Origin of the sequence: Pseudomonas moraviensis subsp. stanleyae, assembly GCF_036283065.1 — a bacterium.
In the GTDB taxonomy this organism is placed as follows: Bacteria; Pseudomonadota; Gammaproteobacteria; order Pseudomonadales; family Pseudomonadaceae; genus Aquipseudomonas; species Aquipseudomonas stanleyae.
In genome coordinates, this window is the sequence record NZ_JAADJI010000005.1 from 151826 (window position 1) to 176527 (window position 24702).

The 24702-nt window shown below is 58.6% G+C and carries 22 protein-coding genes; 5 read left to right on the top strand and 17 right to left on the bottom strand.

What is annotated here, in order from left to right; translation table 11 throughout:
• Positions 1 to 2 precede the first annotated feature (2 nt).
• The 17 genes from GXB78_RS10445 to mtnA all read right to left on the bottom strand — a co-directional run bounded on the left by GXB78_RS10445 (position 3) and on the right by mtnA (position 19635).
• Complete coding sequence (locus tag GXB78_RS10445; RefSeq protein WP_329515495.1) at positions 3 to 1013, bottom strand: MraY family glycosyltransferase; 1011 nt, start codon at positions 1011 to 1013, stop codon at positions 3 to 5.
• On the bottom strand, positions 1010 to 1972 hold the full coding sequence (locus tag GXB78_RS10450; protein WP_329515331.1) for a UDP-glucose 4-epimerase family protein: 963 nt from the start codon (positions 1970 to 1972) through the stop codon (positions 1010 to 1012). The genes GXB78_RS10445 and GXB78_RS10450 overlap by 4 nt, the downstream gene beginning before the upstream one ends.
• Positions 1969 to 2892, bottom strand: coding sequence for a glycosyltransferase (locus tag GXB78_RS10455; RefSeq protein ID WP_329515332.1), 924 nt, complete (start codon positions 2890 to 2892; stop codon positions 1969 to 1971). The genes GXB78_RS10450 and GXB78_RS10455 overlap by 4 nt, the downstream gene beginning before the upstream one ends.
• A 57-nt stretch (positions 2893 to 2949) precedes the next feature.
• A complete protein-coding gene (rfbA, locus tag GXB78_RS10460) occupies positions 2950 to 3840 on the bottom strand; it encodes a glucose-1-phosphate thymidylyltransferase RfbA (protein ID WP_329515333.1) in 891 nt (296 codons plus the stop codon).
• Positions 3837 to 4730, bottom strand: a complete 894-nt coding sequence (gene rfbD / locus GXB78_RS10465; protein ID WP_329515334.1) for a dTDP-4-dehydrorhamnose reductase — start codon at positions 4728 to 4730, stop codon at positions 3837 to 3839. Before rfbD ends, rfbA begins: the two co-directional genes overlap by 4 nt.
• Positions 4727 to 5803, bottom strand: a complete 1077-nt coding sequence (gene rfbB / locus GXB78_RS10470; RefSeq protein ID WP_329515335.1) for a dTDP-glucose 4,6-dehydratase — start codon at positions 5801 to 5803, stop codon at positions 4727 to 4729. The genes rfbD and rfbB overlap by 4 nt, the downstream gene beginning before the upstream one ends.
• Before the next feature lie 223 nt (positions 5804 to 6026).
• Positions 6027 to 6266, bottom strand: a complete 240-nt coding sequence (locus GXB78_RS10475) for a LapA family protein (RefSeq protein WP_076563762.1) — start codon at positions 6264 to 6266, stop codon at positions 6027 to 6029.
• 30 nt (positions 6267 to 6296) lie between these two features.
• Complete coding sequence (ihfB, locus tag GXB78_RS10480; protein ID WP_007950920.1) at positions 6297 to 6593, bottom strand: integration host factor subunit beta; 297 nt, start codon at positions 6591 to 6593, stop codon at positions 6297 to 6299.
• A gap of 153 nt (positions 6594 to 6746) precedes the next feature.
• A complete protein-coding gene (locus GXB78_RS10485; RefSeq protein WP_253504200.1) occupies positions 6747 to 7025 on the bottom strand; it encodes a hypothetical protein in 279 nt (92 codons plus the stop codon).
• Between the two features lie 192 nt (positions 7026 to 7217).
• Positions 7218 to 8903, bottom strand: coding sequence for a 30S ribosomal protein S1 (gene rpsA, locus GXB78_RS10490; protein WP_016770920.1), 1686 nt, complete (start codon positions 8901 to 8903; stop codon positions 7218 to 7220).
• Between the two features lie 119 nt (positions 8904 to 9022).
• Complete coding sequence (gene cmk, locus GXB78_RS10495; RefSeq protein WP_024013869.1) at positions 9023 to 9712, bottom strand: (d)CMP kinase; 690 nt, start codon at positions 9710 to 9712, stop codon at positions 9023 to 9025.
• Entirely contained in the window at positions 9709 to 11916 is a 2208-nt protein-coding gene (locus GXB78_RS10500) for a bifunctional prephenate dehydrogenase/3-phosphoshikimate 1-carboxyvinyltransferase (protein ID WP_329515496.1), read from the bottom strand. Before GXB78_RS10500 ends, cmk begins: the two co-directional genes overlap by 4 nt.
• A gap of 28 nt (positions 11917 to 11944) precedes the next feature.
• Positions 11945 to 13057, bottom strand: a complete 1113-nt coding sequence (hisC, locus tag GXB78_RS10505) for a histidinol-phosphate transaminase (RefSeq protein WP_329515336.1) — start codon at positions 13055 to 13057, stop codon at positions 11945 to 11947.
• A 13-nt stretch (positions 13058 to 13070) separates the two neighbouring features.
• Entirely contained in the window at positions 13071 to 14165 is a 1095-nt protein-coding gene (gene pheA / locus GXB78_RS10510) for a prephenate dehydratase (protein ID WP_016770924.1), read from the bottom strand.
• The gene (gene serC / locus GXB78_RS10515; protein WP_329515337.1) at positions 14165 to 15250 is read right to left on the bottom strand and encodes a 3-phosphoserine/phosphohydroxythreonine transaminase; all 1086 of its coding nucleotides are present in this window, start codon (positions 15248 to 15250) and stop codon (positions 14165 to 14167) included. Before serC ends, pheA begins: the two co-directional genes overlap by 1 nt.
• Before the next feature lie 230 nt (positions 15251 to 15480).
• Complete coding sequence (gene gyrA, locus GXB78_RS10520) at positions 15481 to 18135, bottom strand: DNA gyrase subunit A (RefSeq protein ID WP_329515338.1); 2655 nt, start codon at positions 18133 to 18135, stop codon at positions 15481 to 15483.
• Between the two features lie 423 nt (positions 18136 to 18558).
• Positions 18559 to 19635 carry an S-methyl-5-thioribose-1-phosphate isomerase gene (gene mtnA, locus GXB78_RS10525; protein WP_329515339.1) on the bottom strand — a complete coding sequence of 359 codons (1077 nt, stop codon included), beginning with the start codon at positions 19633 to 19635 and terminating at the stop codon, positions 18559 to 18561.
• A 108-nt stretch (positions 19636 to 19743) separates the two neighbouring features.
• Here mtnA and GXB78_RS10530 point away from each other — a divergent pair, with 108 nt between their 5' ends.
• From GXB78_RS10530 to GXB78_RS10550, 5 genes are all read left to right on the top strand, one after another.
• Positions 19744 to 21078 carry a TRZ/ATZ family hydrolase gene (locus GXB78_RS10530; RefSeq protein WP_329515340.1) on the top strand — a complete coding sequence of 445 codons (1335 nt, stop codon included), beginning with the start codon at positions 19744 to 19746 and terminating at the stop codon, positions 21076 to 21078.
• A 58-nt stretch (positions 21079 to 21136) separates the two neighbouring features.
• A complete protein-coding gene (gene ubiG / locus GXB78_RS10535) occupies positions 21137 to 21835 on the top strand; it encodes a bifunctional 2-polyprenyl-6-hydroxyphenol methylase/3-demethylubiquinol 3-O-methyltransferase UbiG (RefSeq protein ID WP_007908399.1) in 699 nt (232 codons plus the stop codon).
• Between the two features lie 4 nt (positions 21836 to 21839).
• Complete coding sequence (gene mupP / locus GXB78_RS10540) at positions 21840 to 22511, top strand: N-acetylmuramic acid 6-phosphate phosphatase MupP (RefSeq protein ID WP_329515341.1); 672 nt, start codon at positions 21840 to 21842, stop codon at positions 22509 to 22511.
• 84 nt (positions 22512 to 22595) lie between these two features.
• Positions 22596 to 23336 carry a YciK family oxidoreductase gene (locus tag GXB78_RS10545; RefSeq protein WP_024013876.1) on the top strand — a complete coding sequence of 247 codons (741 nt, stop codon included), beginning with the start codon at positions 22596 to 22598 and terminating at the stop codon, positions 23334 to 23336.
• Between the two features lie 362 nt (positions 23337 to 23698).
• The gene (locus tag GXB78_RS10550; protein ID WP_329515342.1) at positions 23699 to 24625 is read left to right on the top strand and encodes a GGDEF domain-containing protein; all 927 of its coding nucleotides are present in this window, start codon (positions 23699 to 23701) and stop codon (positions 24623 to 24625) included.
• Positions 24626 to 24702: the final 77 nt, after the last annotated feature.

Below are 24702 nucleotides of genomic sequence, written 5' to 3' on the forward strand. Positions count from 1 at the left end.
GGTCAGCTTGCCACTCCCGCCTTGAATTTGCACGCCAGCACGGCCAACGGAAAAAAGGCTATCAGACAACCCAGTCCACCTCCCAACCAACCAGCCCCCACCATTAATGCAATTGGCAACAACCAGAGCAAGTTGATCAACACTACAATCGATGTGACCGCCAGATGACTCTGGTATCGCCGCGATGCATGTTGATAGGCATGACTTCTATGCGCCTGATAGACCTTTTCTCCGCGGAACAATCTCCTCAACAGAGTCAACGTCGCATCAACAATGAAAACACCTAGAAGTATTATCCAGCACCATAAGAGCTCCGGCCGAACCCAGGCGGACTCTAACGCTAGTGCGCCCAAAATAAATCCCAAGAATCCACTGCCTGCATCTCCCATAAAAATGCGTGCAGGAGGAAAATTCCAGCAAAAGAACCCTGCGACGGCCCCGATCAGGGTCAGCGGCCCCCAAATCAGATTTGTGGTACCGAACCACCAGTAAACCAAACACATCCCCAGACACGCACTAATGGCCTCCGCACTCGCCAAACCATCGATGCCATCCATAAAATTATAGAGATTGAGCATCCATACCAGAAAGAAAGCGGCCAACACGCTTCCTATCATCGAAAGATCAATCATTTCACCAAATAACTGTATCGGTGCTAGTCCATTGAGCCAATACAACGTCCAAGCGGCGGCTATAAAGTGCCCAAGAAGCCGCCACTTGGCGTCGATATGCCCATGATCATCCGCAAAGCCAATGATCGCGACTATAATACCGCCACCCAGCACGCCTAATAACGAAGTTCCTTCCACGCACTCCATCCATCCCACAAAAGGCAGCGCTAGGGAAAAAGCCGCAACAATTGCCACCCCTCCTCCCCTCGGAGTAGGAACAGTATGAGAACTTCGCTGATTAGGAATATCCACGAGGCTTTTGGCCAATGCATAACGACGAAGCACCAAGGTCAACCCACAGGAAACCGCAAAAACCATCCCTAATAGCCACCAGACAATCATTTGTTTTTTAAGTCCCGGTAATAACATGCAGTTTGGCGCAGCGCCTTCACGACGGAGACAGGCGGAGCCCAGCCGAGCACCTGTCTGGTTTTGCTGATATCTACTTGCAGGGACGAACACAGCCGCTGGGCAACACTTCGCTTTCCAAAACTCGACGCCACAGTATTAAGCAGCCACACTGGCAACGGCAAAAGACGCGCTTTTTTGCCAAGTGCACTTGCCATGTTGTCGAGCAACTGAGTGGTAGACATATCCGAGTCATCGCTGACCAGAAACGTATGCCCTGGCGCCGCAGGATGGTCAATACAAGTTACCAGTAGGTCAACAAGGTTACCGATTGCCACCAGACTCCGCCGATTATTAATCGCGCCAAAGGGCAGCACGATCCCCCTGTCCAGCCAACGCATCATATTAAGGAAGTTCGCCTTCACGCCCGGACCATACACCAACGGAGGGCGGATGATCACCACTTCAATCCCGGTCTCTTTTGCAACGTTCCGTAACGCCAGCTCCGCTTCCATCTTCGAGATACCGTAAGGGTCCATCGGCTGCGGCTTTAAATCAGCATGAAACGGCTTTCCCGGTTCGGTTGACTCTCCATTGACTTTAATCGAGCTGATAAAAATGAAGCGCTTTACTCCAGCGGCGGCAGCACATCGCGCAAGGCTGACGGTACCGTCGACGTTAATGCGTCGAAACTCGGCAAGCACATCAACTGCCTGGTCATTCATGACATGAACACGAGCGGCTGCGTGCACCAACACTTCCACGCCACTCATTGAAGGCATTGTGACTGCGCCCCCCAACTCGAAAGGCACAACATGACAGAGGCCATCCAGTCGCGTTCTACCACGCGAAGCTGCTACCGGAGTGTGCCGCCGATCAAGGAGCAGTCTGTAAACAACAGCTTCGCCGACAAAACCGCTCACCCCTGTGACCATTACTCGGGAAACGCTCATTTGGCTTTACTTCCAATAACTGCAGTTGCCAAACATACAAAAAAGAAAAGTATCTTGTCACGAAGCCTCCGCCGACATCTGTGGGCGCTCAAAGACAAAGCAAGCAACTCTTTTCTACCCAACTTAAACCAGCTACTGACGAATGGCGTCTCTGTCGCCCCCACTAGGCGCGCTATCAGCTTGACTTGAGAGAACCACCAGCCATCATGGATGGTCTTGTAACGAGCAATTAACGGGTTAATGCCAGTATTCGCCCCCACCTGATTTCGTTCATGTTGCCGGTATTGCATTGAAGGACGAGGATCGATCAGCCAGTTGTAGCCGTGACTTCGCGAAAAGGCGTAACAATACCAATCATGCAGACTCACACCCTGGATTGCCCGCCAATTTTCAACGATTGATGCTTTTAACACGCTAGCCAACTGCTGGCTAAAGACATAGGTACAGCCCGGCCCCGCCGCCTCGAACAAATAGTCCCACTCAACTTGAGGTTGTGCTTTATCAAGTAGCAGGGTTCGCCCGTTCGGCCAGAAAGCCGTCACATTACTAGAATAGGCATCAACAGCTTGTCCGCGAAGCATTTCGGTTGCTCTCTTAAGTTTATCCGAATGCCACACATCATCTTGGTCAGCAAATGCGACGAAGTCGTACGCTTCAATGTTCACGTCGCGCATCAAACGAAAAAAATTACGGGAAGCACCACCGAACCGCCCAATCGCCGGTAACACATTTACATTTGAGTGCAAGGCGGCGAATGACTCGCACCATGCTTGGGTGCCATCGTCGGAGGTGTCGATACTGATATGGATACTGACATCTACCGCAGATTGGCAGTGGATCGAAGCCAATTGCTCCTCAATCCACTGCATGCCGTTGTAGGCAGCCAGCAAAACCGCGACCTTCGGATGTTTTACTGGCATGCCATTCCTGCTTGCACCGGTTAAAATGCTTCGACTCGAAAAGACTTAGCGCTCGAATCAGCGAGATGGTGAGTCCAGTAGCTTCTGCAGGTATTGGCCATAGCCAGTCTTCTTTAGTGCATCAGCTTGAGCGCCCAACCGCTCAGCGGTAATCCATTCGTTGTGAAAGGCAATCTCTTCAAGACAAGCTACTTTCAGGCCTTGGCGTTGCTCAATGGTGTGCACAAAATGGCTGGCTTCCAGTAGAGAATCATGCGTTCCAGTATCTAGCCAGGCGAAACCACGCCCGAGCATTTCGACGTTGAGTGTCTTACGCTCCAGGTATGCACGGTTTACATCGGTGATTTCAAGTTCGCCACGATCGGAAGGTTTGATACTTTTGGCTATCTCGACCACGTCGTTATCGTAGAAATACAGCCCGGTTACTGCATAGTTGGACTTTGGTTTTAGCGGTTTCTCTTCAATACTTAACGCCCGACCGGTATTGTCGAACTCGACAACACCAAAACGCTCCGGATCTGAGACGTGATAGCCGAATACGGTGGCCCCTTTCTGCTGAGAGCTGGCAGAGCGCAAGTTATCCGAGAAGTGCTGACCATAGAAAATATTGTCGCCGAGAATCAGGCAGCAAGGATCATTACCGATGAATTCTTCACCAATGATGAATGCCTGCGCAAGGCCGTCTGGACTAGGCTGCTCAGCATAGGTGAGCTTGATCCCGTAAACGCTGCCATCACCCAGCAGTTTGCGGAAACAAGGCAAATCTTCCGGTGTCGAGATAATCAGAATCTCGCGCATACCTGCCAGCATCAGTACTGACAATGGATAGAAGATCATCGGCTTGTCGTAGATCGGCAGCATCTGCTTGGATACACCAAGAGTCAGCGGATGCAATCGAGTGCCCGAGCCACCAGCGAGGATGATGCCTTTACGATTTGTCGTGGTCATTTATTCAGAACTTCCCTAAGCATTCGGTTTACGCCACTTTGCCAATCCGGCAAGTGTAGAGAAAATTTGTCACGCAACTTCTGCGTATTCAAACGCGAGTTCAATGGCCGTTGCGCCGGTGTGGGGTAAGCGATCGTCTCAATTGGGTTAACGGCTGTTACTGCGAGCTGCTCACCGTTGGCCAAAGCGAAAGCAATGACGTGCGAGGCATACTCGTGCCAGGACACTTCACCGCTGGCTGCCAAATGATAAACGCCAGAAAGCTCGGGCTGCCGCGGCACCTGGCGAATGGCCAAAGCAGTGACATCGGCTATCAGATCGGCCCCTGTGGGAGCGCCGATCTGATCCGAGACAACATTGAGCGTATCCCGGTCTTTGGCCAGACGGATCATCGTCTTCGCAAAGTTATTGCCCCGAGATCCATAGACCCAACTCGTGCGAAAGATCAGATGCTTGCAGCCCGAGGCAATGATCGCTTGCTCGCCTGCCAGCTTACTTTTGCCGTACTTGTTCAGCGGCCCGACCGAATCCGTTTCCAGCCATGGCGAGGAACCCGTACCACTGAATACGTAGTCGGTCGAATAATGAATCAGCCAGGCACTAGACATGGCGGCTTCTTCAGCCAAGACCTGGACCGCTTGGCCGTTCACAAGCAAGGCTAGATCGGCCTCGGATTCAGCCTTGTCAACGGCGGTATATGCAGCCGAATTAACAATGACATCGGGATTGATTTGCCGGACTGTTGTGCGCAAGGCGTCCGGATCCGACAGGTCTCCACACAACCCATCACGCGCTATACGGTCCAGAGCAATCAACTCGCCAAGCGGAGCCAGAGAGCGTTGCAGCTCCCATCCCACTTGACCATTCTTACCCAACAAAAGAATTCTCATGCCTTGTTCGAGCGATCCGCATAGTTCTGATCAATCCACTGCTGGTAGCTGCCGCTCTTCACGTGATCTACCCACTCAGTATTATTCAGATACCACTCGACGGTCTTACGGATGCCTGAATCGAAGGTTTCCTCGGGGGTCCAACCCAGCTCACGCTGAATCTTGCTCGCATCGATCGCATAACGCACGTCATGACCAGGACGATCCTGAACATAAGTGATAAGGCTGGCATGCGGACGATGGGCCGAGTCAGGACGCAACTCATCGAGCAACGCACACAGGGTATGCACCACTTCGATATTTTGTTTTTCGTTATGACCACCGATGTTGTAAGTCTCGCCGATGACGCCTTCAGTGACGACTTTGTACAGTGCGCGCGCGTGATCCTCGACGTACAACCAATCACGAACCTGATTACCTTTGCCATACACCGGCAGCGGCTTGCCTTCCAGTGCGTTGAGAATGATCAGCGGGATCAGCTTCTCAGGGAAGTGGCATGGGCCGTAATTGTTCGAGCAGTTGGTGACCAGTGTCGGCAGGCCGTAAGTGCGGGCCCAGGCACGAACCAGGTGGTCGGAGCTGGCTTTACTGGCCGAGTACGGCGAGCTTGGCTGATACGGGGTGGTTTCGGTGAAGAGGTCTTCCGGACCTTCGAGGTCTCCGTAAACTTCGTCGGTCGAAATGTGGTGGAAGCGGAAGTTGGCTTTGCGGGTGTCGTCCAGAGCAGCCCAGTAATGACGCGCCGCTTCGAGCAGCGTGTAGGTACCGATGATGTTGGTCTGGATAAACTCAGACGGGCCGGAGATCGAGCGGTCGACGTGGGATTCTGCGGCCAGGTGCATGATTGCATCAGGTTGGTGTTCACGCAGGACACGGTCGATCTGGTCACGATCGCAGATATCGACACGTTCGAAGGCGTAACGCGAATTCTGGCTGACTTCTGCCAGGGACTCCAGATTGCCGGCGTAGGTCAGCTTGTCGACGTTAACGACTGCATCTGAAGTGTTGGAGATGATGTGACGGATGACTGCCGAGCCAATGAAGCCGGCGCCGCCGGTAACTAGAATTTTCACGCGAAACGATACCCTTGAGCTGCGGACAGCGCTGCCAGCGAGCGCGGTCTAATCCATGAATGCAGAAGCCACTATCAGTTGGCATCCGTCAGAGTCAGTCTGAATCGACGTGCATTAAGGCACGATCGAACAAGGGACGCATTTTACAGCTTAATGATGCTTTTACTAATGGATAAAGACAGGCTGAGGCGCAATTTCGACAGATGCCGTGCGCCTGTCGCTTTCAGACCAGTCGCTTGCGTGCAGCTCTGGACGAGCGTCCCAGAAACCAACCCAAAATTGGACCGATCAACATACCGATCAGCAACGCCAACACTGCAACAACCGACACTGGCAACTGCGGGCCGGAAAAGCCCAGAAACAAAAGCGAAACCGATTGCTGGTTTTCCAGTACAAACGCCAGAACAACCAGAACCATTAGCAGAAGAAAAACGCCAAGCAGTATGCGTTTCAGATTACGCATTCACGCGCCCTCGAATTTGAATAGCGAAGATCAAGCGCCCTCCTCCTCTTCCTCGTTAACGCGATCACGCAATTCCTTGCCCGGTTTGAAATGCGGAACGAATTTACCGTCCAGACTTACCGACTGGCCGGTCTTTGGATTGCGGCCGACGCGCGGTGCGCGGTAGTGCAGGGAGAAGCTGCCAAATCCACGGATCTCGATACGATCACCGGTGGCGAGGCACTGAGACATTTGTTCAAGCATGGTCTTGATGGCCAGCTCCACATCCTTGGATGAGAGTAGCCCTTGATGGGTGACAATTCGTTCGATCAACTCCGACTTCGTCATATTTTTCCCTTCTTTTTCAAGCAGCTAGATCAGCGCTTGAAAGGTTTTAGCATGCCCGGAAGAATTTGAACAGCCCAGGGATTGACATATCTTCCCCGGCGTCAAAACGCCCATTTTCAGGGCATCCCCTTGGCGAGTCGGATCGCTGCTCACCTAACGACACATCACCAGCATGGTCCGGGTTACGAAGCCTGCGGGATTGAAGCCGAACGGGTATTCGTCTTCATCTTTGGCATCATCAGAACGGGTGATGACCTTGTAGCCCTTGCCTTTGCACTCCTTCGCTGCACGCTTCTGGCACTTTTCCCAACTAGAGCCCAGACCGGAGCAGTCAACCTCGATACCACTGACGCCGCGGACCGCATGGGTTTTCGCACTGGTGGTGCACCCTGCCAGGGCCAAAACCATTGCAACAACAAGTAACTTGTTCATCCACTTCCTTATGCCAGGCAAGCCTGACGACTAATGCTCAAGACCAAGCTTAGTCGCGAATAGGCGATTGATCCGATTAAAGAAACAGACCTACAGGTGTCGGCATTGGTTTCATGCACGGACGTACAAAGACTAAATCGCAGACACAAAAAAGGGCGACCGAAGTCGCCCTTTTTCATGATCAAGCAGAACTTAGTTCTGTTTGGCCATTGCTTGACGCAGCAGTGCCGCCATAGTGGTGTCAGCTGCTTCGCCTTCCGGAGCTGCTTTCAGGCTCTGGATAGCTTCTTTCTCTTCAGCGTCGTCTTTCGACTTGATCGAGAGCTGGATTACGCGGCTCTTGCGGTCAACGCTGATGATCTTGGCTTCAACTTCCTGACCTTCTTTCAGAACGTTGCGCGCGTCTTCAACGCGGTCACGGCTGATTTCGGAGGCTTTCAGGGTAGCTTCGATGTCGTCGGCCAGAACGATGATGGCGCCTTTGGCGTCAACTTCTTTCACGGTACCGGTCACGATAGCGCCCTTGTCGTTAACCGAGACGTACTCGGAGAACGGATCGCTTTCCAGTTGCTTGATGCCCAGGGAGATGCGCTCGCGCTCTGGGTCAACCGACAGGATGACGGTGTCCAGCTCGTCGCCCTTCTTGAAACGACGTACGGCTTCTTCGCCCACTTCGTTCCAGGAGATGTCGGACAGGTGAACCAGACCGTCGATGCCGCCGTCCAGACCAATGAAGATACCGAAATCGGTGATCGACTTGATGGTGCCGGAGATCTTGTCGCCCTTGTTGAACTGGCCAGAGAAGTCTTCCCATGGGTTCGACTTGCACTGCTTGATGCCCAGGGAGATACGACGACGCTCTTCGTCGATGTCCAGAACCATGACTTCCACTTCGTCGCCGACTTGTACGACTTTCGAAGGGTGGATGTTCTTGTTGGTCCAGTCCATTTCCGAAACGTGTACCAGACCTTCAACGCCTTCTTCCAGCTCAGCGAAGCAGCCGTAGTCGGTCAGGTTGGTTACACGAGCGGTAACGCGAGTGCCTTCTGGGTAACGGGCTTTGATAGCAACCCATGGATCTTCGCCCAGTTGCTTCAGGCCCAGGGAAACACGGTTGCGTTCGCGATCGTATTTCAGAACCTTGACGTCGATTTCGTCACCAACGTTGACGATCTCGGAAGGATGCTTGATGCGCTTCCAGGCCATGTCGGTGATGTGCAGCAGACCGTCCACGCCACCCAGATCGACGAATGCGCCGTAATCGGTGAGGTTTTTGACGATACCTTTGACTTGCTGGCCTTCCTGCAGGGATTCCAGCAGAGCTTCACGCTCGGCGGAGTTCTCGGCTTCGAGGACGCTGCGACGGGAAACGACAACGTTGTTGCGCTTCTGGTCCAGCTTGATGACCTTGAATTCCAGCTCTTTGCCTTCCAGGTGCGTGGTGTCGCGCACTGGACGGACGTCAACCAGGGAACCTGGCAGGAACGCACGGATGCCGTTAACGTCGACAGTGAAGCCGCCTTTAACCTTACCGTTGATAACGCCCTTGACCACTTCCTCGGCTGCGAAGGCTGCTTCCAGAACGATCCAGCATTCAGCGCGCTTGGCTTTTTCACGGGACAGCTTGGTTTCGCCAAAGCCGTCTTCAACCGAATCCAGAGCAACGTGAACTTCATCACCAACGTTGATGTTCAGTTCGCCAGCATCGTTGTAGAACTGCTCAAGCGGGATGAGTGCTTCAGACTTCAGACCAGCGTGAACGGTTACCCAGCGAGCCTGGTAATCGATATCAACGATAACACCGGTGATGATGGAGCCTGCCTGAAGGTTCAGGGTTTTCAGGCTTTCTTCAAAGAGTTCCGCAAAGCTTTCGCTCATTTTAATTCCTGTAGATGAGGGCGAAGTAAACGCCCATCTCCACACCCCAGACGGTGTGGGTTAGTTTCATTTAAAAGAGGCACCGCAGGACTATGACTGGTCCCCTGCGACCCTCTTGGTCACCCGGCGATATCGCGAATGGCGATCTCGCTCATGATGCGTTCAAGCACCTGATCGATGGAAAGCTCCGTGGAATCCAGCTGAATCGCGTCGGCCGCCGGCTTGAGCGGGGCTACTGCGCGCTGGGTGTCACGCTCATCGCGTGCACGGATCTCATCTAGCAGACTCGACAGACTAACACCCTCGACTTTGCCCTTCAACTGCAAATATCGGCGGCGCGCCCGTTCCTCGGCGCTGGCGGTGAGGAAAATCTTCAGCGGCGCGTCCGGAAAAACCACCGTGCCCATGTCGCGGCCGTCGGCCACCAGGCCCGGTGCTTCCTGGAATGCGCGCTGACGCTGCAGCAGCGCCTCGCGCACGGCGGGCAGTGCAGCCACTTGCGAAGCGCCGGAGCCGACGCTTTCGGTGCGGATGACATCGCTGACTTCGTCGCCTTCCAGAATGATCCGCTGCAGCTGACCTTCGGTCGCGGCAATGAACTGCACATCCAGATGAGCGGCCAATGTCTTCAGCAGTTCTTCATTGGTCAGGTCGACGCCATGGTTGTGCGCAGCAAACGCGAGCAATCGATAAAGCGCACCGGAATCCAGCAGGTTCCAGCCCAGACGCTTGGCCAGAATCCCGGCGACCGTGCCTTTGCCGGAGCCGCTTGGCCCATCGATGGTGATGACCGGTGCAATGTTTTTCACGACTGAGCCTCTTGTGCCACACGAATGCCGACTTGCCCGCACAGCGCGAGGAAGTTGGGGAACGAGGTCGCGACGTTGGCGCAATCATGGATGCGGATCGGTGCGGTAGCGCGCAACGAAGCGACGCTGAAAGCCATGGCGATACGGTGGTCGCCGTGACCATGCACTTCACCGCCGCCGATCTGGCCGCCGTCGATGATGATGCCGTCCGGGGTCGGTTCGCACTTGACGCCCAGCGCCAGCAAACCATCCGCCATGACCTGAATCCGGTCGGATTCCTTGACCCGCAGCTCTTCGGCGCCGGTCAGCACGGTACGCCCTTCGGCACACGCAGCAGCGACGAACAGTACCGGGAATTCGTCGATGGCCAGCGGCACCAGCGCTTGCGGAATCTCGATACCTTTGAGTTTAGCTGCCCGAACGCGCAAGTCAGCCACTGGCTCGCCACCGACTTCACGCTGGTTCTCCAAGGTGATATCGGCGCCCATCAGACGCAGGATATCGATTACGCCAGTACGGGTCGGGTTGATGCCGACGTGCTCGAGCACCAACTCAGAACCCTCAGCAATCGAGGCCGCGACCAGGAAGAACGCCGACGACGAGATGTCGCCCGGTACTTCGATGTGAGTCGCGGTGAGCTTGCCGCCAGATTCGACCGAAGCCGTGGCGCCGTCGACGCTGACCGGATAGCCGAAGCCACGCAGCATGCGCTCGGTGTGGTCACGGGTCGGCGCAGGTTCGGTGACGGTGGTCTTGCCTTCGGCGTAGAGACCGGCAAGCAGCAGGCAGGATTTCACCTGAGCGCTGGCCATCGGCATGGTGTAGGTCAGGCCTTTGAGCTTGTGGCCACCGCGAATGGTCATCGGCGGACGACCTTCAGCGGCGGTTTCGATCACGGCGCCCATTTCCCGCAGCGGATTGGCCACGCGGTTCATCGGGCGCTTCGAAAGCGAAGCATCACCCGTCAAAACACTGTCGAAGTTCTGCGCCGCCAGCAGTCCGGAGAGCAGACGCATCGACGTGCCGGAGTTGCCCAGGTAGATCGGGCCCGGCGCAGGTTTCAGGCCGTGCAGGCCAACACCGTGAATGGTCACGCGGCCGTGGTGCGGGCCTTCGATGACCACACCCATGTCGCGAAACGCCTGCAAGGTCGCCAGGGCGTCTTCGCCCTCGAGGAAGCCTTCGACTTCGGTGACGCCTTCGGCCAGCGAGCCGAGCATGATCGAACGGTGGGAAATCGATTTGTCACCCGGTACGCGAATCCGACCGGACAGGCGGCCACCAGGTTGAGCCAGGAAGATCAGATCGTTGGAATTCATAGCGTCCACATAGGCCCTGCGGGCCAGGATTTTACTGAAATGCTCGCGGGCAACCCGGGCGCGCGTGAAAACGCCCAACAATTGGTGCCCATCCCCTGCATCGACCGCGTCGCGCAAGGCGTCGAGGGCGCTGCGAAATGTATCGAGTGTGCGCAGGACAGCCTCGCGGTTGGCGAGGAAGATGTCGTGCCACATCACCGGGTCGCTTCCGGCGATTCTTGTGAAATCGCGAAAACCACCGGCAGCGTAACGGAAGATCTCCAGATTTTCATTGCGCTTGGCCAACGAATCGACCAGACCGAAGGCCAGCAGGTGCGGCAGATGACTGGTCGCGGCAAGCACTTCGTCGTGACGCTCGACCTGCATGTGCTCGACATCGGCGCCCAGTTCGCGCCAGAGCCGGTCAACCACTGCCAAGGCGGCAGGATCGGTTTGCTCAAGCGGCGTCAGGATCACCTTGTGCCGGCGGAACAGCTCGGCATTCGAGGCCTCTACCCCGCTCTGCTCGGAACCGGCGATCGGGTGCCCCGGCACAAAGCGCGCCGGCATGCCGCCGAACGCCTCAGTCGCGGCGCGCACCACGTTGCCTTTGGCACTGCCGACATCCGTGAGGATCGCCGCACCCAAGTCCATAACAGCCAGACGCGCGAGCAGTTTTTCCATCGCCAGAATCGGCACCGCCAGCTGAATCACATCAGCGCCGACGCAAGCTGCCGCCAGGTCTTCTTCGCAGCGATCAACCACACCCAATTCGACCGCGAGCTTGCGCGATTGCGGGTCCAGATCGACGCCGACCACTTCACGGCACAGGCCGCTTTCACGCAAGCCCTTGGCGAACGAACCACCGATCAACCCCAGACCGACCACCACAAGGCGACCGATCATAGGTGCAGCAGGTTGCAGCGCAGTGACATCAACCACGAGCCAGAACCTTGCGCAGCGCCTCGAGGAAGCGGCTGTTTTCCGCTGGCAGACCGATGGTCACGCGCAGGTGGTTCGGCATGCCGTAATTGGCCACCGGACGCACGATCACGCCCTCGCGCAGCAAGCCCTGAAACACCGGAGCGGCCTCTTGGCCGAGATCGACGCAGATGAAGTTGCCTTTGGACTCGATCCAGCCCAGCCCCAGCTCGCGGAAACCCGCCTGCAACTGCTGCATGCCGGATTCGTTGAGCTGACGGCTTTGCGCCAGATATTCCTCGTCCTTCAACGCCGCGCAAGCTGCGGCGAGGGCGAGGCTGTTGACGTTGAACGGCTGACGAACGCGGTTCAGCACATCGGCGACCACAGGCGTCGACAAGCCGTAACCGACACGCAGCGCGGCCAGGCCATAGGCCTTGGAGAAGGTGCGCGACACCAGCAGGTTCGGGTACGCCGCGAGGAAGTCGAGGCCGTCCGGCAAGTCGCTGCCTTCGGCGTATTCGATGTACGCCTCGTCGAGCACCACCAGCACATGCTCGGGAACGTCTTGCAGGAATTCGTCCAGCGCTTCTGCGCCGAACCAGGTGCCGGTCGGGTTGTTCGGGTTGGCGATAAACACTACGCGGGTGTTGGCATCAATGGCCGCAAGCATCGCCGGAAGGTCATGCCCCCAGTCTTTGGCTGGAACGACTTTGGCTTGCGCACCGACAGCTTGGGTCGCAATCGGATATACGGCGAAAGCGTGCTCGCTGAACACCGCATTCAGGCCTGGCGCCAGATAGGCACGCGCAACCAGCTCAAGAATGTCGTTTGAGCCATTACCCAGCGTGACCTGATTCAGCTCGACGCGGCACTGCTCGGCCAGCAGCGATTTCAGGGCGAAACCATTGCCGTCCGGGTAACGGGTCAGCTCGGCCAGCTCTTCGCGAATCGCCGCCAATGCCTTAGGGCTGGCGCCCAGCGGATTCTCGTTGCTCGCCAGTTTGACGATTTTTGCCGGATCCAGATCCAGCTCGCGCGCCAGTTCGTCCACAGGCTTGCCCGGAACGTACGGCGAAAGTTGTTGCACGCCCGGCTGTGCCAGAGCGAGGAAGTTGCCACTCATTTGCTACCGCCCCTTAGAGAACTGCTTTCGGGTAGGAACCCAGCACTTTGAGTGCTACTGCTTCCTGACTGATCTTTTCCAGCACACCTTTGATCAACGGATCACGGTGGTGGCCGACGAAGTCGATGAAGAACACGTAGGTCCATTTGCCGCTGCGCGACGGACGGGTTTCGATGCGGGTCAGGTCGATGCCATTGTCATGGAACGGCACCAGCAGCTCATGCAGCGCGCCGGGCTTGTTGCTCATCGACACAATGATCGAGGTCTTGTCGTCGCCGGTCGGCGGCACTTCCTGGTTACCGATCATCAGGAAGCGCGTCGAGTTGTCCGGGCGATCTTCGATCTTCTCGGCCAGACGCGTCAGGCCGTACAGGCCCGCCGCCATATCGCCGGCGATCGCCGCCGAATTCCATTCGCCCTTGACGCGTTTGGCCGCTTCGGCGTTGCTCGACACCGCGACGCGCTCGACATTCGGGTAATGCGCGTCCAGCCACTTGCGGCACTGGGCCAGCGACTGCGCGTGGGAATAGATGCGGCTGATGCTGTCGGTCTTGGTGTTCTCGCCGACCAGCAGATGATGGTGGATGCGCAGCTCGACTTCGCCACAGATCACCATGTCGTGCTCGAGGAAGCTGTCCAGCGTGTGGTTGACCGCGCCTTCGGTGGAGTTTTCCACCGGCACCACGCCGAAATTCACCGCACCGGCGGCGACTTCACGGAACACTTCGTCGATTGCCGCCATAGGCTTGCTGATCACCGCGTGACCGAAATGCTTCATCGCTGCCGCTTGGGTGAAGGTGCCTTCAGGGCCGAGGTAGGCCACTTTCAGTGGCTGCTCCAGCGCCAGGCACGAGGACATGATTTCGCGGAACAGCCGCGCCATCTCTTCGTTGCCCAGCGGCCCCTGATTGCGCTCCATCACGCGCTTGAGCACCTGAGCTTCGCGCTCGGGACGATAGAACACCGGCACTTCGCCTTCGGCCAGCGAGGCCATCTTCACGCGGGCGACTTCCTGGGCGCAACGCGCACGCTCACTGATCAGCTCGAGGACCTTGGTGTCCAGAGCGTCAATGCGAACGCGCAGTGCCTTGAGTTCTTGCTCGGACATCAGCCGTGTTCCTTCTCGAATTCCGCCATGTACGCCACCAGCGCGTTGACCGCAGTGATGTCGACGGCGTTGTAGATGGAGGCGCGCATGCCGCCCACCGAGCGGTGGCCCTTGAGGTTGAGCAGGCCGCGTTCGTCGGCGCCGGCGAGGAACGGCTTGTCCAGACGATCATCAGCCAGACGGAACGGCACGTTCATCCACGAGCGATCCGATTTGTTGATCGGGTTGCTGTAGAGGCCGCTGGCGTCGATGAAGTCGTACAGGGTGCGCTGCTTGACGTCGTTGAGTTTGGCGATCGCTTCGACGCCGCCCTGCTCTTTCAGCCACTGGAACACCAGGCCGGACAGGTACCAGGCCAAGGTCGGTGGGGTGTTGTACATCGAGCCGTTATCGGCCGCGACCTTGTAGTCGAGCATGGTCGGGCACAGCGAGCGGGCCTTGCCGAGCAGGTCTTCGCGGATGATGTTGACGAGGATGCCGCTCGGGCCGATGTTCTTCTGCGCGCCGGCGTAGATCATGCCGAAGCGCGAGATGTCGACCGGGCGCGAGAGGATGTCTGAAGACATGTCAGCGACCAGCGGCACGTCACCGGTTTGCGGGATCCACTGGAATTCCAGACCGCCGATGGTTTCGTTCGGCGCGTAGTGAACGTACGCGGCGTCTTTCGACAGGTTCCACTCGTTCTGGCCGGGAATGGCGAAATAGTCGTAAGGCTTGGCGGTGGCGGCAACGTTGACGTGACCGTAACGCGAGGCTTCTTCGATGGCTTTCTGCGACCAGATACCGGTGTCGATGTAGTCGGCCGAGCCGCCTTCGGGCAGCAGGTTCAGCGGGATCTGTGCAAACTGCTGGCTGGCGCCGCCTTGCAGGAACAGCACTTTGTAGTTCGACGGGATATTCAGCAGGTCACGCAGATCCTGCTCGGCCTGGGTGGCAATGGACACGAACTCATCGCTGCGATGGCTCATTTCCATGACTGACAGACCCTTGCCGTGCCAATCAAGGAGTTCACCCTGGGCGCGCTGCAGGACAGCTTCAGGCAGCGCCGCCGGACCGGCGCAGAAGTTATAGGCTCGCTTGCTCACATCCAATCTCGCTCTGATTTGGTGGTATCACGCAATAAATCACACTACCGATCAACATGGCCCTGTGGGAGCGAGCCTGCTCGCGAATGCATCACCGCGGTGCTTCAGAGGTACCGCAGCGCCTGCTTTCGCGAGCAGGCTCGCTCCCACAGGGGGCTCCATGATGTCGAAAATTCATACCGGACAAATAACAAGGGGGCGAATTCTCATCCGCCCCCTCGTTTGTCCGCTTATTCCTGCGGTTCTTCGTCAGCTGCGGCGTCGAGTTGCTGGTCTTCACCCGCTTCGTCGATACCGACGCCGCCCGGGATTTCCTCGCCCTCTTCACCTTCGAGCTCTTCACCTTCGATTTCCGAAGGCTCCTGAACCCGCTCCAGGCCGACCAGGGTTTCATCCTTGGCCAGCTTGATCAGCGTCACGCCCTGAGTGTTACGGCCCAGGCTCGACACTTCGTCGACACGGGTACGCACCAGGGTGCCCTGATCGGAGATCAGCATGATTTCTTCACCGTCGAGCACCTGCACCGCGCCGACCAGACGGCCGTTGCGCTCGTTGCTGACCATGGCGATCACGCCCTGACCGCCACGCTTGTACTCGGGGAACTCGGTGATCGCGGTGCGCTTGCCATAACCACGCGCCGAAGCGGTGAGGATCTGGCTGCCTTCTTCCGGGATCAGCATGGAAATCAGCTTCTGCCCTTCCGGCAGACGCATGCCGCGCACGCCGCGAGCGGTACGACCCATGGCGCGTACGTCGGACTCCTTGAAGCGGGTGACCTTGCCGCCGTCGGAGAACAGCATCACTTCGCGCTCGCCATCGGTGATGGCCGCAGAGATCAGCACGTCGCCTTCGTCCAGCTCCAGCGCGATCAGACCGACGCTGCGCTGACGGCTGAAGGATTCGAGCGGGGTCTTCTTCACGGTGCCGTTGGCGGTGGCCATGAAGATGTAGTGGCCTTCGGTGTATTCCTCGACCGGCAGCATGGTGGTGATGTACTCACCATCATCCAGCGGCAGCAGGTTGACCAGCGGACGACCACGGGCCGCGCGCGATGCTTCCGGAATTTCGTAGGTCTTGAGCCAGTACACCTTGCCCTTGCTGGAGAACAGCAGCAGCGTGGTGTGGCTGTTGGCGACCAGCAGGTGAGCGATGTAGTCCTCGTCCTTGACGCCGGTAGCCGATTTGCCTTTGCCGCCACGACGCTGAGCCTGGTACGCAGCCAGCGGCTGGGTCTTGGCGTAGCCACCGTGGGAGATGGTCACGACACGCTCTTCTTCCGGGATCATGTCGCCCAGGGTCAGGTCGAGACGGGCATCGAGAATTTCGGTGCGGCGCACGTCGCCGTATTCGGCGCGGATCACTTCCAGCTCTTCGCGGATCACTTCCATCAGGCGCACGGCGCTGTTGAGGATGCGGATCAGCTCGCCGATCTGGTTGAGGATCTCTTGGTACTCGGCCAGCAGCTTCTCATGCTCCAGACCGGTCAGGCGGTGCAGACGCAGTTCCAGAATGGCTTGGGCCTGTTCTGGCGAGAGGAAGTACTTGCCTTCGCGCAGGCCGTATTGCGGATCGAGGTTTTCCGGACGGCATGAATCGGCACCGGCGCGTTCAACCATCGCCACCACTGCCGAGGATTCCCAAGGCGTGCTGATCAGCGCTTCCTTGGCTTCCGATGGAGTTGGCGAAGCCTTGATCAGGGCGATTACCGGGTCGATGTTCGACAGGGCAACGGCCTGGCCTTCGAGAATGTGCCCACGCTCGCGCGCCTTGCGCAGTTCGAACACGGTACGGCGGGTAACCACTTCGCGACGGTGACGGACGAAGGCTTCCAGCAGATCCTTGAGGTTGAGGATGCGCGGGCGGCCGTCGATCAGCGCGACGATGTTGATACCGAACACCGATTGCAGCTGGGTCTGGGCGTAGAGATTGTTGAGGATCACCTCAGGCACTTCGCCGCGACGCAGCTCGATCACGACGCGCATACCGTCCTTGTCGGACTCGTCGCGCAGCTCGGTGATGCCTTCGAGTTTCTTCTCCTTGACCAGCTCGGCGATCTTCTCGATCAGACGCGCCTTGTTCAGCTGGTAAGGCAGTTCGGTGATGACGATCTGCTGACGGCCACCGACCTTGTCGATGTCTTCGATGATCGAGCGGGCGCGCATGTAAATGCGCCCGCGACCGGTGCGGTAGGCTTCGATGATGCCGGCGCGACCGTTGATGATCGCGGCAGTCGGGAAGTCCGGACCGGGGATGTATTGCATCAGCTCATCGACGGTCAGCTCGGGATTGTCGATGAGGGCCAGGCAACCGTCGATGACTTCACCGAGGTTGTGCGGCGGAATGTTGGTCGCCATGCCCACGGCGATACCGCTGGAACCGTTGACCAGCAGGTTCGGTACGCGGGTCGGCATGACCGCCGGGATCAGTTCGGTACCGTCGTAGTTCGGCACCCAGTCCACGGTTTCCTTGTGCAGGTCAGCCAGCAGCTCGTGCGCCAGCTTGGTCATGCGCACTTCGGTGTATCGCATGGCCGCGGCGTTGTCGCCGTCGACCGAACCGAAGTTGCCCTGGCCGTCGACCAGCAGGTAGCGCAGGGAGAAAGGCTGGGCCATACGAACGATGGTGTCGTACACGGCAGTGTCGCCGTGCGGGTGATACTTACCGATCACGTCGCCGACGACACGGGCAGATTTCTTGTACGGCTTGTTGTAGTCGTTGCCCAGCTCGCTCATCGCGAACAGTACGCGACGGTGCACGGGCTTGAGGCCATCGCGCGCATCCGGCAGTGCACGGCCGACGATCACGCTCATTGCGTAGTCGAGGTAGGACTGTTTCAGCTCGTCTTCGATATTGACCGGGAGGATTTCTTTGGCCAGTTCGCCCATGAGAAGCCTGATTCCTTTTTCTGGTGAAACTTCGCCGCATCCAGGTGGGAGCAACGAAGCTCGTCGGGGCCGGCCGAGTGCCATGCGCCGACTTACGACAAATCAACATTGGATCGCGGATTTGCGCAGTAAAGACAGCTCCGTGGAGCCGCCTCGGAAAACGCCGGATGTTATCACAAAGGCCGCCACGCACCTATCCCCCAGATGCGCATGGAGCATAGTTAGTTGACTGATGACAGGCTTGAGGGGGACGAGAGAGGCTCAGAGCTTTGTTGAATGTGAAATCGGGGGCGGAATAAGCGATGTTTATTGACATTACCGACCTCTTCGCGAGCAGGCTCGCTCCCACACGGGTCTGTGGCGATCACAAAACCTGTGGGAGCGAGCCTGCTCGCGAAGGGCTCGCCGCAAGACCAAAGCCTGTCAATGCAGGCGCTTGCGGCACATCAGCTGGGCCATTTTCGCGGTGTCCGGGCGTTCGACGATGCCTTTCTCGGTGACGATCGCGTCGATCAGATCCGCTGGGGTGACATCAAACACCGGATTGAACGCCTCAACATCGGCACCGACGCGTTTGCCGCCAACTTCCAGCAGCTCGGCGCCATCACGCTCTTCGATCGGGATGTCATCGCCGCTGGCCAGATTCATGTCGATGGTCGAACTCGGCGCCACCACCATGAAACGCACGCCGTGGTGCATGGCGTTGACTGCCAGTTGATAGGTGCCGATCTTGTTCGCCACGTCGCCATTGGCGGTGATGCGGTCAGCACCGACGATCACCCAGGTCACGCCTTTGGTTTTCATGATGTGCGCGGCGGCGGAGTCGGCGTTCAGGGTCACCGGGATGCCTTCGTTGGCCAACTCCCACGCGGTCAGTCGCGAGCCCTGCAGCCACGGCCGGGTTTCGTCGGCGTAGACGCGCTCGACCATGCCTTCTATATAAGCAGCGCGGATCACTCCCAGCGCAGTGCCGAAACCGCCGGTGGCCAGTGCGCCAGTGTTGCAGTGGGTGAGAATCGCCTGAGCGTTGCCCTGATGCTTGCGAATCAGATCGACACCAAGCTGCGCCATGGTCAGGTTGGCCTCGCGATCGCTTTCGTGAATGGCGATAGCTTCGACTTCCAGCGCCGCCAGCGGATCGGCGTTGCTTTTCAGACGATCCAGGCGATCGTGCATGCGGCCCAGCGCCCAGAACAGATTGACGGCGGTCGGACGCGAATCGGCCAGCAGGGCAAAATCCTCTTCCAAAGCCGCGTACCAGTCGCCACCCTCGGCAATCCGCGCCCGCGCCGCGAGGACGATGCCATAGGCAGCGCTGATGCCGATGGCCGGTGCGCCACGCACGACCATCGAGCGAATCGCCTCGGCCACGCCGGCGGCGCTCGTGTAAGCGATCCAGGTTTCCTCGAACGGCAAAATACGCTGATCCAGCAGGTGCAGCGCGCCATCACGCCAATCGATGGCCTTCACTTTCTCCGCAGCCAACAGTCGATCGCGCATCCCACACCCCGCACTCATGAACAAAAGCCGCCGATTATAGCGATCCCCCCGCGAAGACGCTCGGGTATACTTCGCCATCCTTTACAAAAGCACTGGAACCGACCCTCGATGCCGAAACCTGCCATTGCGCTCGACCTGTTATTGCTGCCGACCTGGCTGGTCCCCGTCGAACCTGCAGGCGTGGTGCTCAAGGAGCACGGCCTGGGCATCCGTGACGGTTGCATCGTGTTTATCGGCCCGCGCGCCGAAGCGTTGAAGTGTAACGCCACGGAAATCCGTGAACTGCCGGACGTGTTGCTTGCCCCAGGCCTGATCAACGCCCACGGCCACGCGGCGATGACGCTGTTCCGTGGCCTCGCCGACGATCTGCCGCTGATGACCTGGCTGGAAAACCACATCTGGCCGGCCGAAGGCAAATGGGTCGATGAAGATTTCGTCCGCGATGGCACCGATCTGGCCATCGCCGAGCAGATCAAGGGCGGCATCACTTGTTTCTCGGACATGTATTTCTTCCCGAAAGTCGCCAGCGAGCGCGTGCACAACAGCGGCATCCGCGCGCAGATCGCGATCCCGATCCTCGATTTCCCGATCCCAGGCGCCAGCAGCGCCGACGAAGCCATTCGTCAGGGCGTCGAATTGTTCGGCGACCTCAAGCATCACGAACGCATCAAAGTCACTTTCGGCCCTCATGCACCCTACACCGTCGGCGATGAGAACCTTGAGAAAATCAGGGTGATCGCCGAGGAGCTGGACGCCTCGATCCATATGCACGTGCACGAAACCGCGTTCGAGGTGCAGCAGGCCGTCGAGCAGACCGGCGAACGGCCACTGGCGCGCCTCGGCCGCCTTGGCCTGCTCGGCCCGCGCTTCCAGGCGGTGCACATGACCCAGATCAGCGATGAAGACCTCGCGCTGCTGGTAGAAAGCAACAGCAGCGTGATCCACTGCCCGGAATCCAATCTCAAACTGGCCAGCGGCTTCTGCCCGGTCGAACGTTTGTGGCAGGCTGGGGTGAACGTCGCCGTCGGCACCGATGGCGCAGCGAGCAACAATGATCTCGATCTGCTCGGCGAAACCCGCACCGCTGCCCTGCTGGCCAAAGCCGTGGCCGGCTCCGCCACCGCGCTGGACGCCCATCGCGCCTTGCGCATGGCCACGCTCAATGGCGCGCGTGCGCTGGGGATCGAGGCGCAGGTCGGCTCGCTGGAGATCGGCAAGGCCGCGGACATCGTCGCTTTCGACCTGTCCGGTCTGGCGCAACAACCGGTGTACGACCCGGTGTCGCAGCTGATCTACGCCACCGGGCGCGATTGCGTCAAACACCTGTGGGTCGCCGGCAAGCAACTGCTCGACGACCGGCGCCTGACCCGCATGGACGAACAACAGCTGGGCGCAACCGCCCGCCACTGGGGCCAGCGCATCAGCGGCCACACCGAATCGTAAACACCGCGGCGCAATATCCGCGGCTACAGCCCTTTTCAGGTTTTTCGAGGAATTGAACATGAGCAACGTCGACCACGCCGAAATCGCCAAATTCGAGGCCCTGGCCCATCGCTGGTGGGACCGCGAAAGCGAATTCAAACCGCTGCACGACATCAACCCGCTGCGGGTCAACTGGATCGACGAACGAGTCAATCTGGCCGGCAAGAAAGTCCTCGACGTCGGTTGCGGCGGCGGCATCCTCAGCGAAGCCATGGCCCAGCGCGGCGCCACGGTGATGGGCATCGACATGGGCGAAGCGCCGCTGGCAGTCGCGCAACTGCATCAGCTGGAATCCGGGGTCAGCGTCGAATACCGGCAGATCACCGCCGAAGCCCTCGCCGAGGAAATGCCCGAGCAGTTCGACGTGGTCACCTGCCTGGAAATGCTTGAGCATGTGCCGGATCCATCCTCGGTGATCCGCGCCTGCTTCCGCATGGTCAAGCCGGGCGGCCAGGTGTTCTTCTCGACCATCAACCGCAACCCGAAGGCGTATCTGTTCGCGATCATCGGTGCCGAATACATCATGAAGCTGCTGCCGCGTGGCACCCACGACTTCAAGAAATTCATCCGCCCGTCGGAGCTTGGCGCGTGGAGCCGCATGGCTGGCCTGACCGTAAAAGACATCATCGGCCTGACCTACAACCCGCTGACCAAGCACTACAAGCTGGCCAACGACGTTGACGTCAACTACATGATCCAGACCCTGCGCGAGGAATAAGCCGATGGCCATCAGAGCGGTACTTTTCGACATGGACGGCACCCTGCTCGACACCGCGCCGGACTTCATCGCCATCTGCCAGGCAATGCGCGCCGATCGCGGTCTGCCGCCGATCAACGACAAGCACATCCGCGACGAGATTTCCGGCGGCGCCAAGGCCATGGTTGCGGTGACGTTCTCGATGGACCCGGAATCGCCGGGCTTCGAGGAACTGCGTCTGGAGTTCCTGGAACGCTATCTGGTCGGCTGCGCAGTGCACAGCAAGCTGTTCGACGGCATGAGCGAACTGCTCGCTGACATCGAAAAGGCCAACCTGATCTGGGGCGTGGTCACCAACAAACCGCTGCGCTTCGCCGAGCCGATCATGCAACGCCTGGGGCTGGCCGAGCGCTCGGCGCTGCTGATCTGCCCGGATCACGTGAAGAACAGCAAGCCGGACCCGGAGCCGTTGATCCTTGCGTGCAAGATGCTTGATCTGGATCCGTCGACCGTGCTGTTCATCGGCGATGATCTGCGCGATATCGAGTCGGGCCGCGATGCCGGCACCAAGACCGCTGCGGTGACCTACGGCTACATCCACCCGGACGACAACCCACGGCATTGGGGCGCGGACGTGGTGGTGGACCATCCGCTCGAATTGCGCAAGGTGCTTGATAGCGCGCTTTGCAGCTGCTGATCAGATCAAAAGATCGCAGCCTGCGGCAGCTCCTACAGGAGAATGCATGCCCCCTGCGATCTTTTAATGGATTACGAGGTTTTTATGTTTGATTACACCGCTCGCCCTGAACTGCTCAAGGATCGGGTCATTCTGGTTACCGGTGCCGGCCGTGGCATCGGCGCGGCTGCGGCGAAAACCTATGCCGCTCACGGCGCCACCGTGCTGCTGCTGGGCAAGACCGAAGCCAATCTGACCGAGGTCTACGACGAGATCGAAGCCGCCGGTCATCCGCAACCGGCGGTGATCCCGTTCAACCTCGAGACCGCCCTGCCCCATCAGTACGATGAACTGGCCGCGATGATCGAAACCGAGTTCGGCCATCTTGACGGCCTGCTGCACAACGCTTCGATCATCGGCCCGCGCACACCGATCGAACAACTGTCCGGCGAAAACTTCATGCGGGTCATGCAGGTCAACGTCAACGCGATGTTCATGCTGACCAGCACTCTGCTGCCACTGCTCAAGCTGTCGCAAGATGCCTCGGTGGTGTTCACCTCCAGCAGCGTCGGACGCAAAGGGCGCGCGTATTGGGGCGCTTACGGTGTGTCGAAATTCGCCACCGAAGGCCTGATGCAAACCCTGGCTGACGAAGTCGAAGGCGTCGCACCGGTGCGCTCCAACAGCATCAACCCCGGTGGCACCCGCACCAGCATGCGCGCCCAGGCGTATCCGGGGGAAAACCCGCTGAACAACCCGACCCCGGAAGAGATCATGCCGGTCTATCTGTACCTGATGGGCCCCGACAGCGCAGGCGTCAATGGCCAGGCTTTCAACGCTCAATAAACACCATACGTCGCATTTGTTGCCGCGGCAGAATGCTGTCGCGGCAAGCCATTGCCGTTCAGAAGCGTCACAAAGCCGCCAATTAGCCAACGCGGCGCTCCGGCACCCCGAAGCAAGTCATTGATTCGAAAAGCTTTAAATAAAATCGAACCGAATGGCACGCGTTTCGCTCTAAATTCCCTCAAAACATGCCGTGTGATGGCCATGGGGCAACGCCGATTTCGATAGCTGACTGATCGTCTTGCGGCAGACTAAACTTACGCCAAACGTCCTACGGGACTGATGGATCAGTACGACGCGCAGCCCATAGCCGCTCTCACCCAGCCTGTAAGACAGACTTACTGCTTAGGGGCTCACGCCATATGAAATCTCCTTCCCAGACCCATGCAATTGACTTCGACAGTGCCAAATTGCAGCGCCTGGGCTTCGGTCAACTACCGGCGCTGATCGAGCGCCCGACCAGCCTGGCGCAACTGCGTCAGCAAATGAGCCTGCAACTGCAAACCAGCCTTGAGCCACAGCGCATCCTTGGCCTGTTCTTCCGCGAAATCCAGCGCCTGGTGCCGTTGGATGCGCTGAGCTATGTGCATAAGGCCAGCGACCTGCGCCTGGAATTCGGTGCGCGCGGCCACCATTCGGTCAGCTACACCCTGAGCCACGAAGGCGAGCACATGGGCGACCTGGTCTTCCGTCGCAATCAGCGTTTCAACGACAAGGAACAGGGCGACCTCGAGTCGCTGCTGTCCTGCCTGTTGTACCCGATGCGCAACGCCCTGCTCTATCGCGCCGCCACCCAAAGCGCCTTGCGCGACCCGTTGACCGGCGCCGGCAACCGCGTGGCCATGGAGCAGACCTTGCAACGCGAGATCGACATGTCGCGCCGCCATGTGCAGCCGTTGTCGGTGCTGATGCTCGACATCGACCACTTCAAACGGGTCAACGACGAACACGGCCACGGCGCCGGGGATGACGTGCTCAAGGCTATCGCAGCGTCGATCAAGGCGCAGCTGCGCAACGTCGACATGGTGTTCCGTTATGGCGGCGAGGAGTTTCTGATCCTGCTGTCCAACACCGGCCGTGAGGCGGCGGCGATGGTCGGCGAGCGTTTGCGCCAGGCGACGCAGTCGCAGGAATATTTCGCCGATGGCCAGTTGATCGAGATCACCGTGAGCCTGGGATGCTCGACGTTGTTGCCGGGCGAGTCGGCGGACAGCTTGCTGCGCCGCGCGGACAGTGCGCTATATGTCGCAAAGCGCGAGGGGCGGAACCGGCTGGCGATGGCTGGCTAGAAATCATTGTGGGAGCGAGCCTGCTCGCGAAGAAGGAGTGTCAGACAACCATTCGTTGAATGACCCCACCGCTTTCG

Excerpts from the sequence above, each read along its gene's own strand:
- GXB78_RS10445 (WP_329515495.1), bottom strand. The coding sequence starts at position 1,013 with ATGATTGTCTGGTGGCTATTAGGGATGGTTTTTGCGGTTTCCTGTGGG.
- GXB78_RS10450 (WP_329515331.1), bottom strand. The coding sequence starts at position 1,972 with ATGAGCGTTTCCCGAGTAATGGTCACAGGGGTGAGCGGTTTTGTCGGC.
- GXB78_RS10455 (WP_329515332.1), bottom strand. The coding sequence starts at position 2,892 with ATGCCAGTAAAACATCCGAAGGTCGCGGTTTTGCTGGCTGCCTACAAC.
- rfbA (WP_329515333.1), bottom strand. The coding sequence starts at position 3,840 with ATGACCACGACAAATCGTAAAGGCATCATCCTCGCTGGTGGCTCGGGC.
- rfbD (WP_329515334.1), bottom strand. The coding sequence starts at position 4,730 with ATGAGAATTCTTTTGTTGGGTAAGAATGGTCAAGTGGGATGGGAGCTG.
- GXB78_RS10475 (WP_076563762.1), bottom strand. The coding sequence starts at position 6,266 with ATGCGTAATCTGAAACGCATACTGCTTGGCGTTTTTCTTCTGCTAATG.
- ihfB (WP_007950920.1), bottom strand. The coding sequence starts at position 6,593 with ATGACGAAGTCGGAGTTGATCGAACGAATTGTCACCCATCAAGGGCTA.
- GXB78_RS10485 (WP_253504200.1), bottom strand. The coding sequence starts at position 7,025 with ATGAACAAGTTACTTGTTGTTGCAATGGTTTTGGCCCTGGCAGGGTGC.
- rpsA (WP_016770920.1), bottom strand. The coding sequence starts at position 8,903 with ATGAGCGAAAGCTTTGCGGAACTCTTTGAAGAAAGCCTGAAAACCCTG.
- GXB78_RS10500 (WP_329515496.1), bottom strand. The coding sequence starts at position 11,916 with ATGATCGGTCGCCTTGTGGTGGTCGGTCTGGGGTTGATCGGTGGTTCG.
- hisC (WP_329515336.1), bottom strand. The coding sequence starts at position 13,057 with ATGAGTGGCAACTTCCTCGCTCTGGCACAGCCGGGCGTGCAACAACTT.
- pheA (WP_016770924.1), bottom strand. The coding sequence starts at position 14,165 with ATGTCCGAGCAAGAACTCAAGGCACTGCGCGTTCGCATTGACGCTCTG.
- gyrA (WP_329515338.1), bottom strand. The coding sequence starts at position 18,135 with ATGGGCGAACTGGCCAAAGAAATCCTCCCGGTCAATATCGAAGACGAG.
- mtnA (WP_329515339.1), bottom strand. The coding sequence starts at position 19,635 with ATGCGCGATCGACTGTTGGCTGCGGAGAAAGTGAAGGCCATCGATTGG.
- GXB78_RS10530 (WP_329515340.1), top strand. The coding sequence starts at position 19,744 with ATGCCGAAACCTGCCATTGCGCTCGACCTGTTATTGCTGCCGACCTGG.
- ubiG (WP_007908399.1), top strand. The coding sequence starts at position 21,137 with ATGAGCAACGTCGACCACGCCGAAATCGCCAAATTCGAGGCCCTGGCC.
- mupP (WP_329515341.1), top strand. The coding sequence starts at position 21,840 with ATGGCCATCAGAGCGGTACTTTTCGACATGGACGGCACCCTGCTCGAC.
- GXB78_RS10545 (WP_024013876.1), top strand. The coding sequence starts at position 22,596 with ATGTTTGATTACACCGCTCGCCCTGAACTGCTCAAGGATCGGGTCATT.
- GXB78_RS10550 (WP_329515342.1), top strand. The coding sequence starts at position 23,699 with ATGAAATCTCCTTCCCAGACCCATGCAATTGACTTCGACAGTGCCAAA.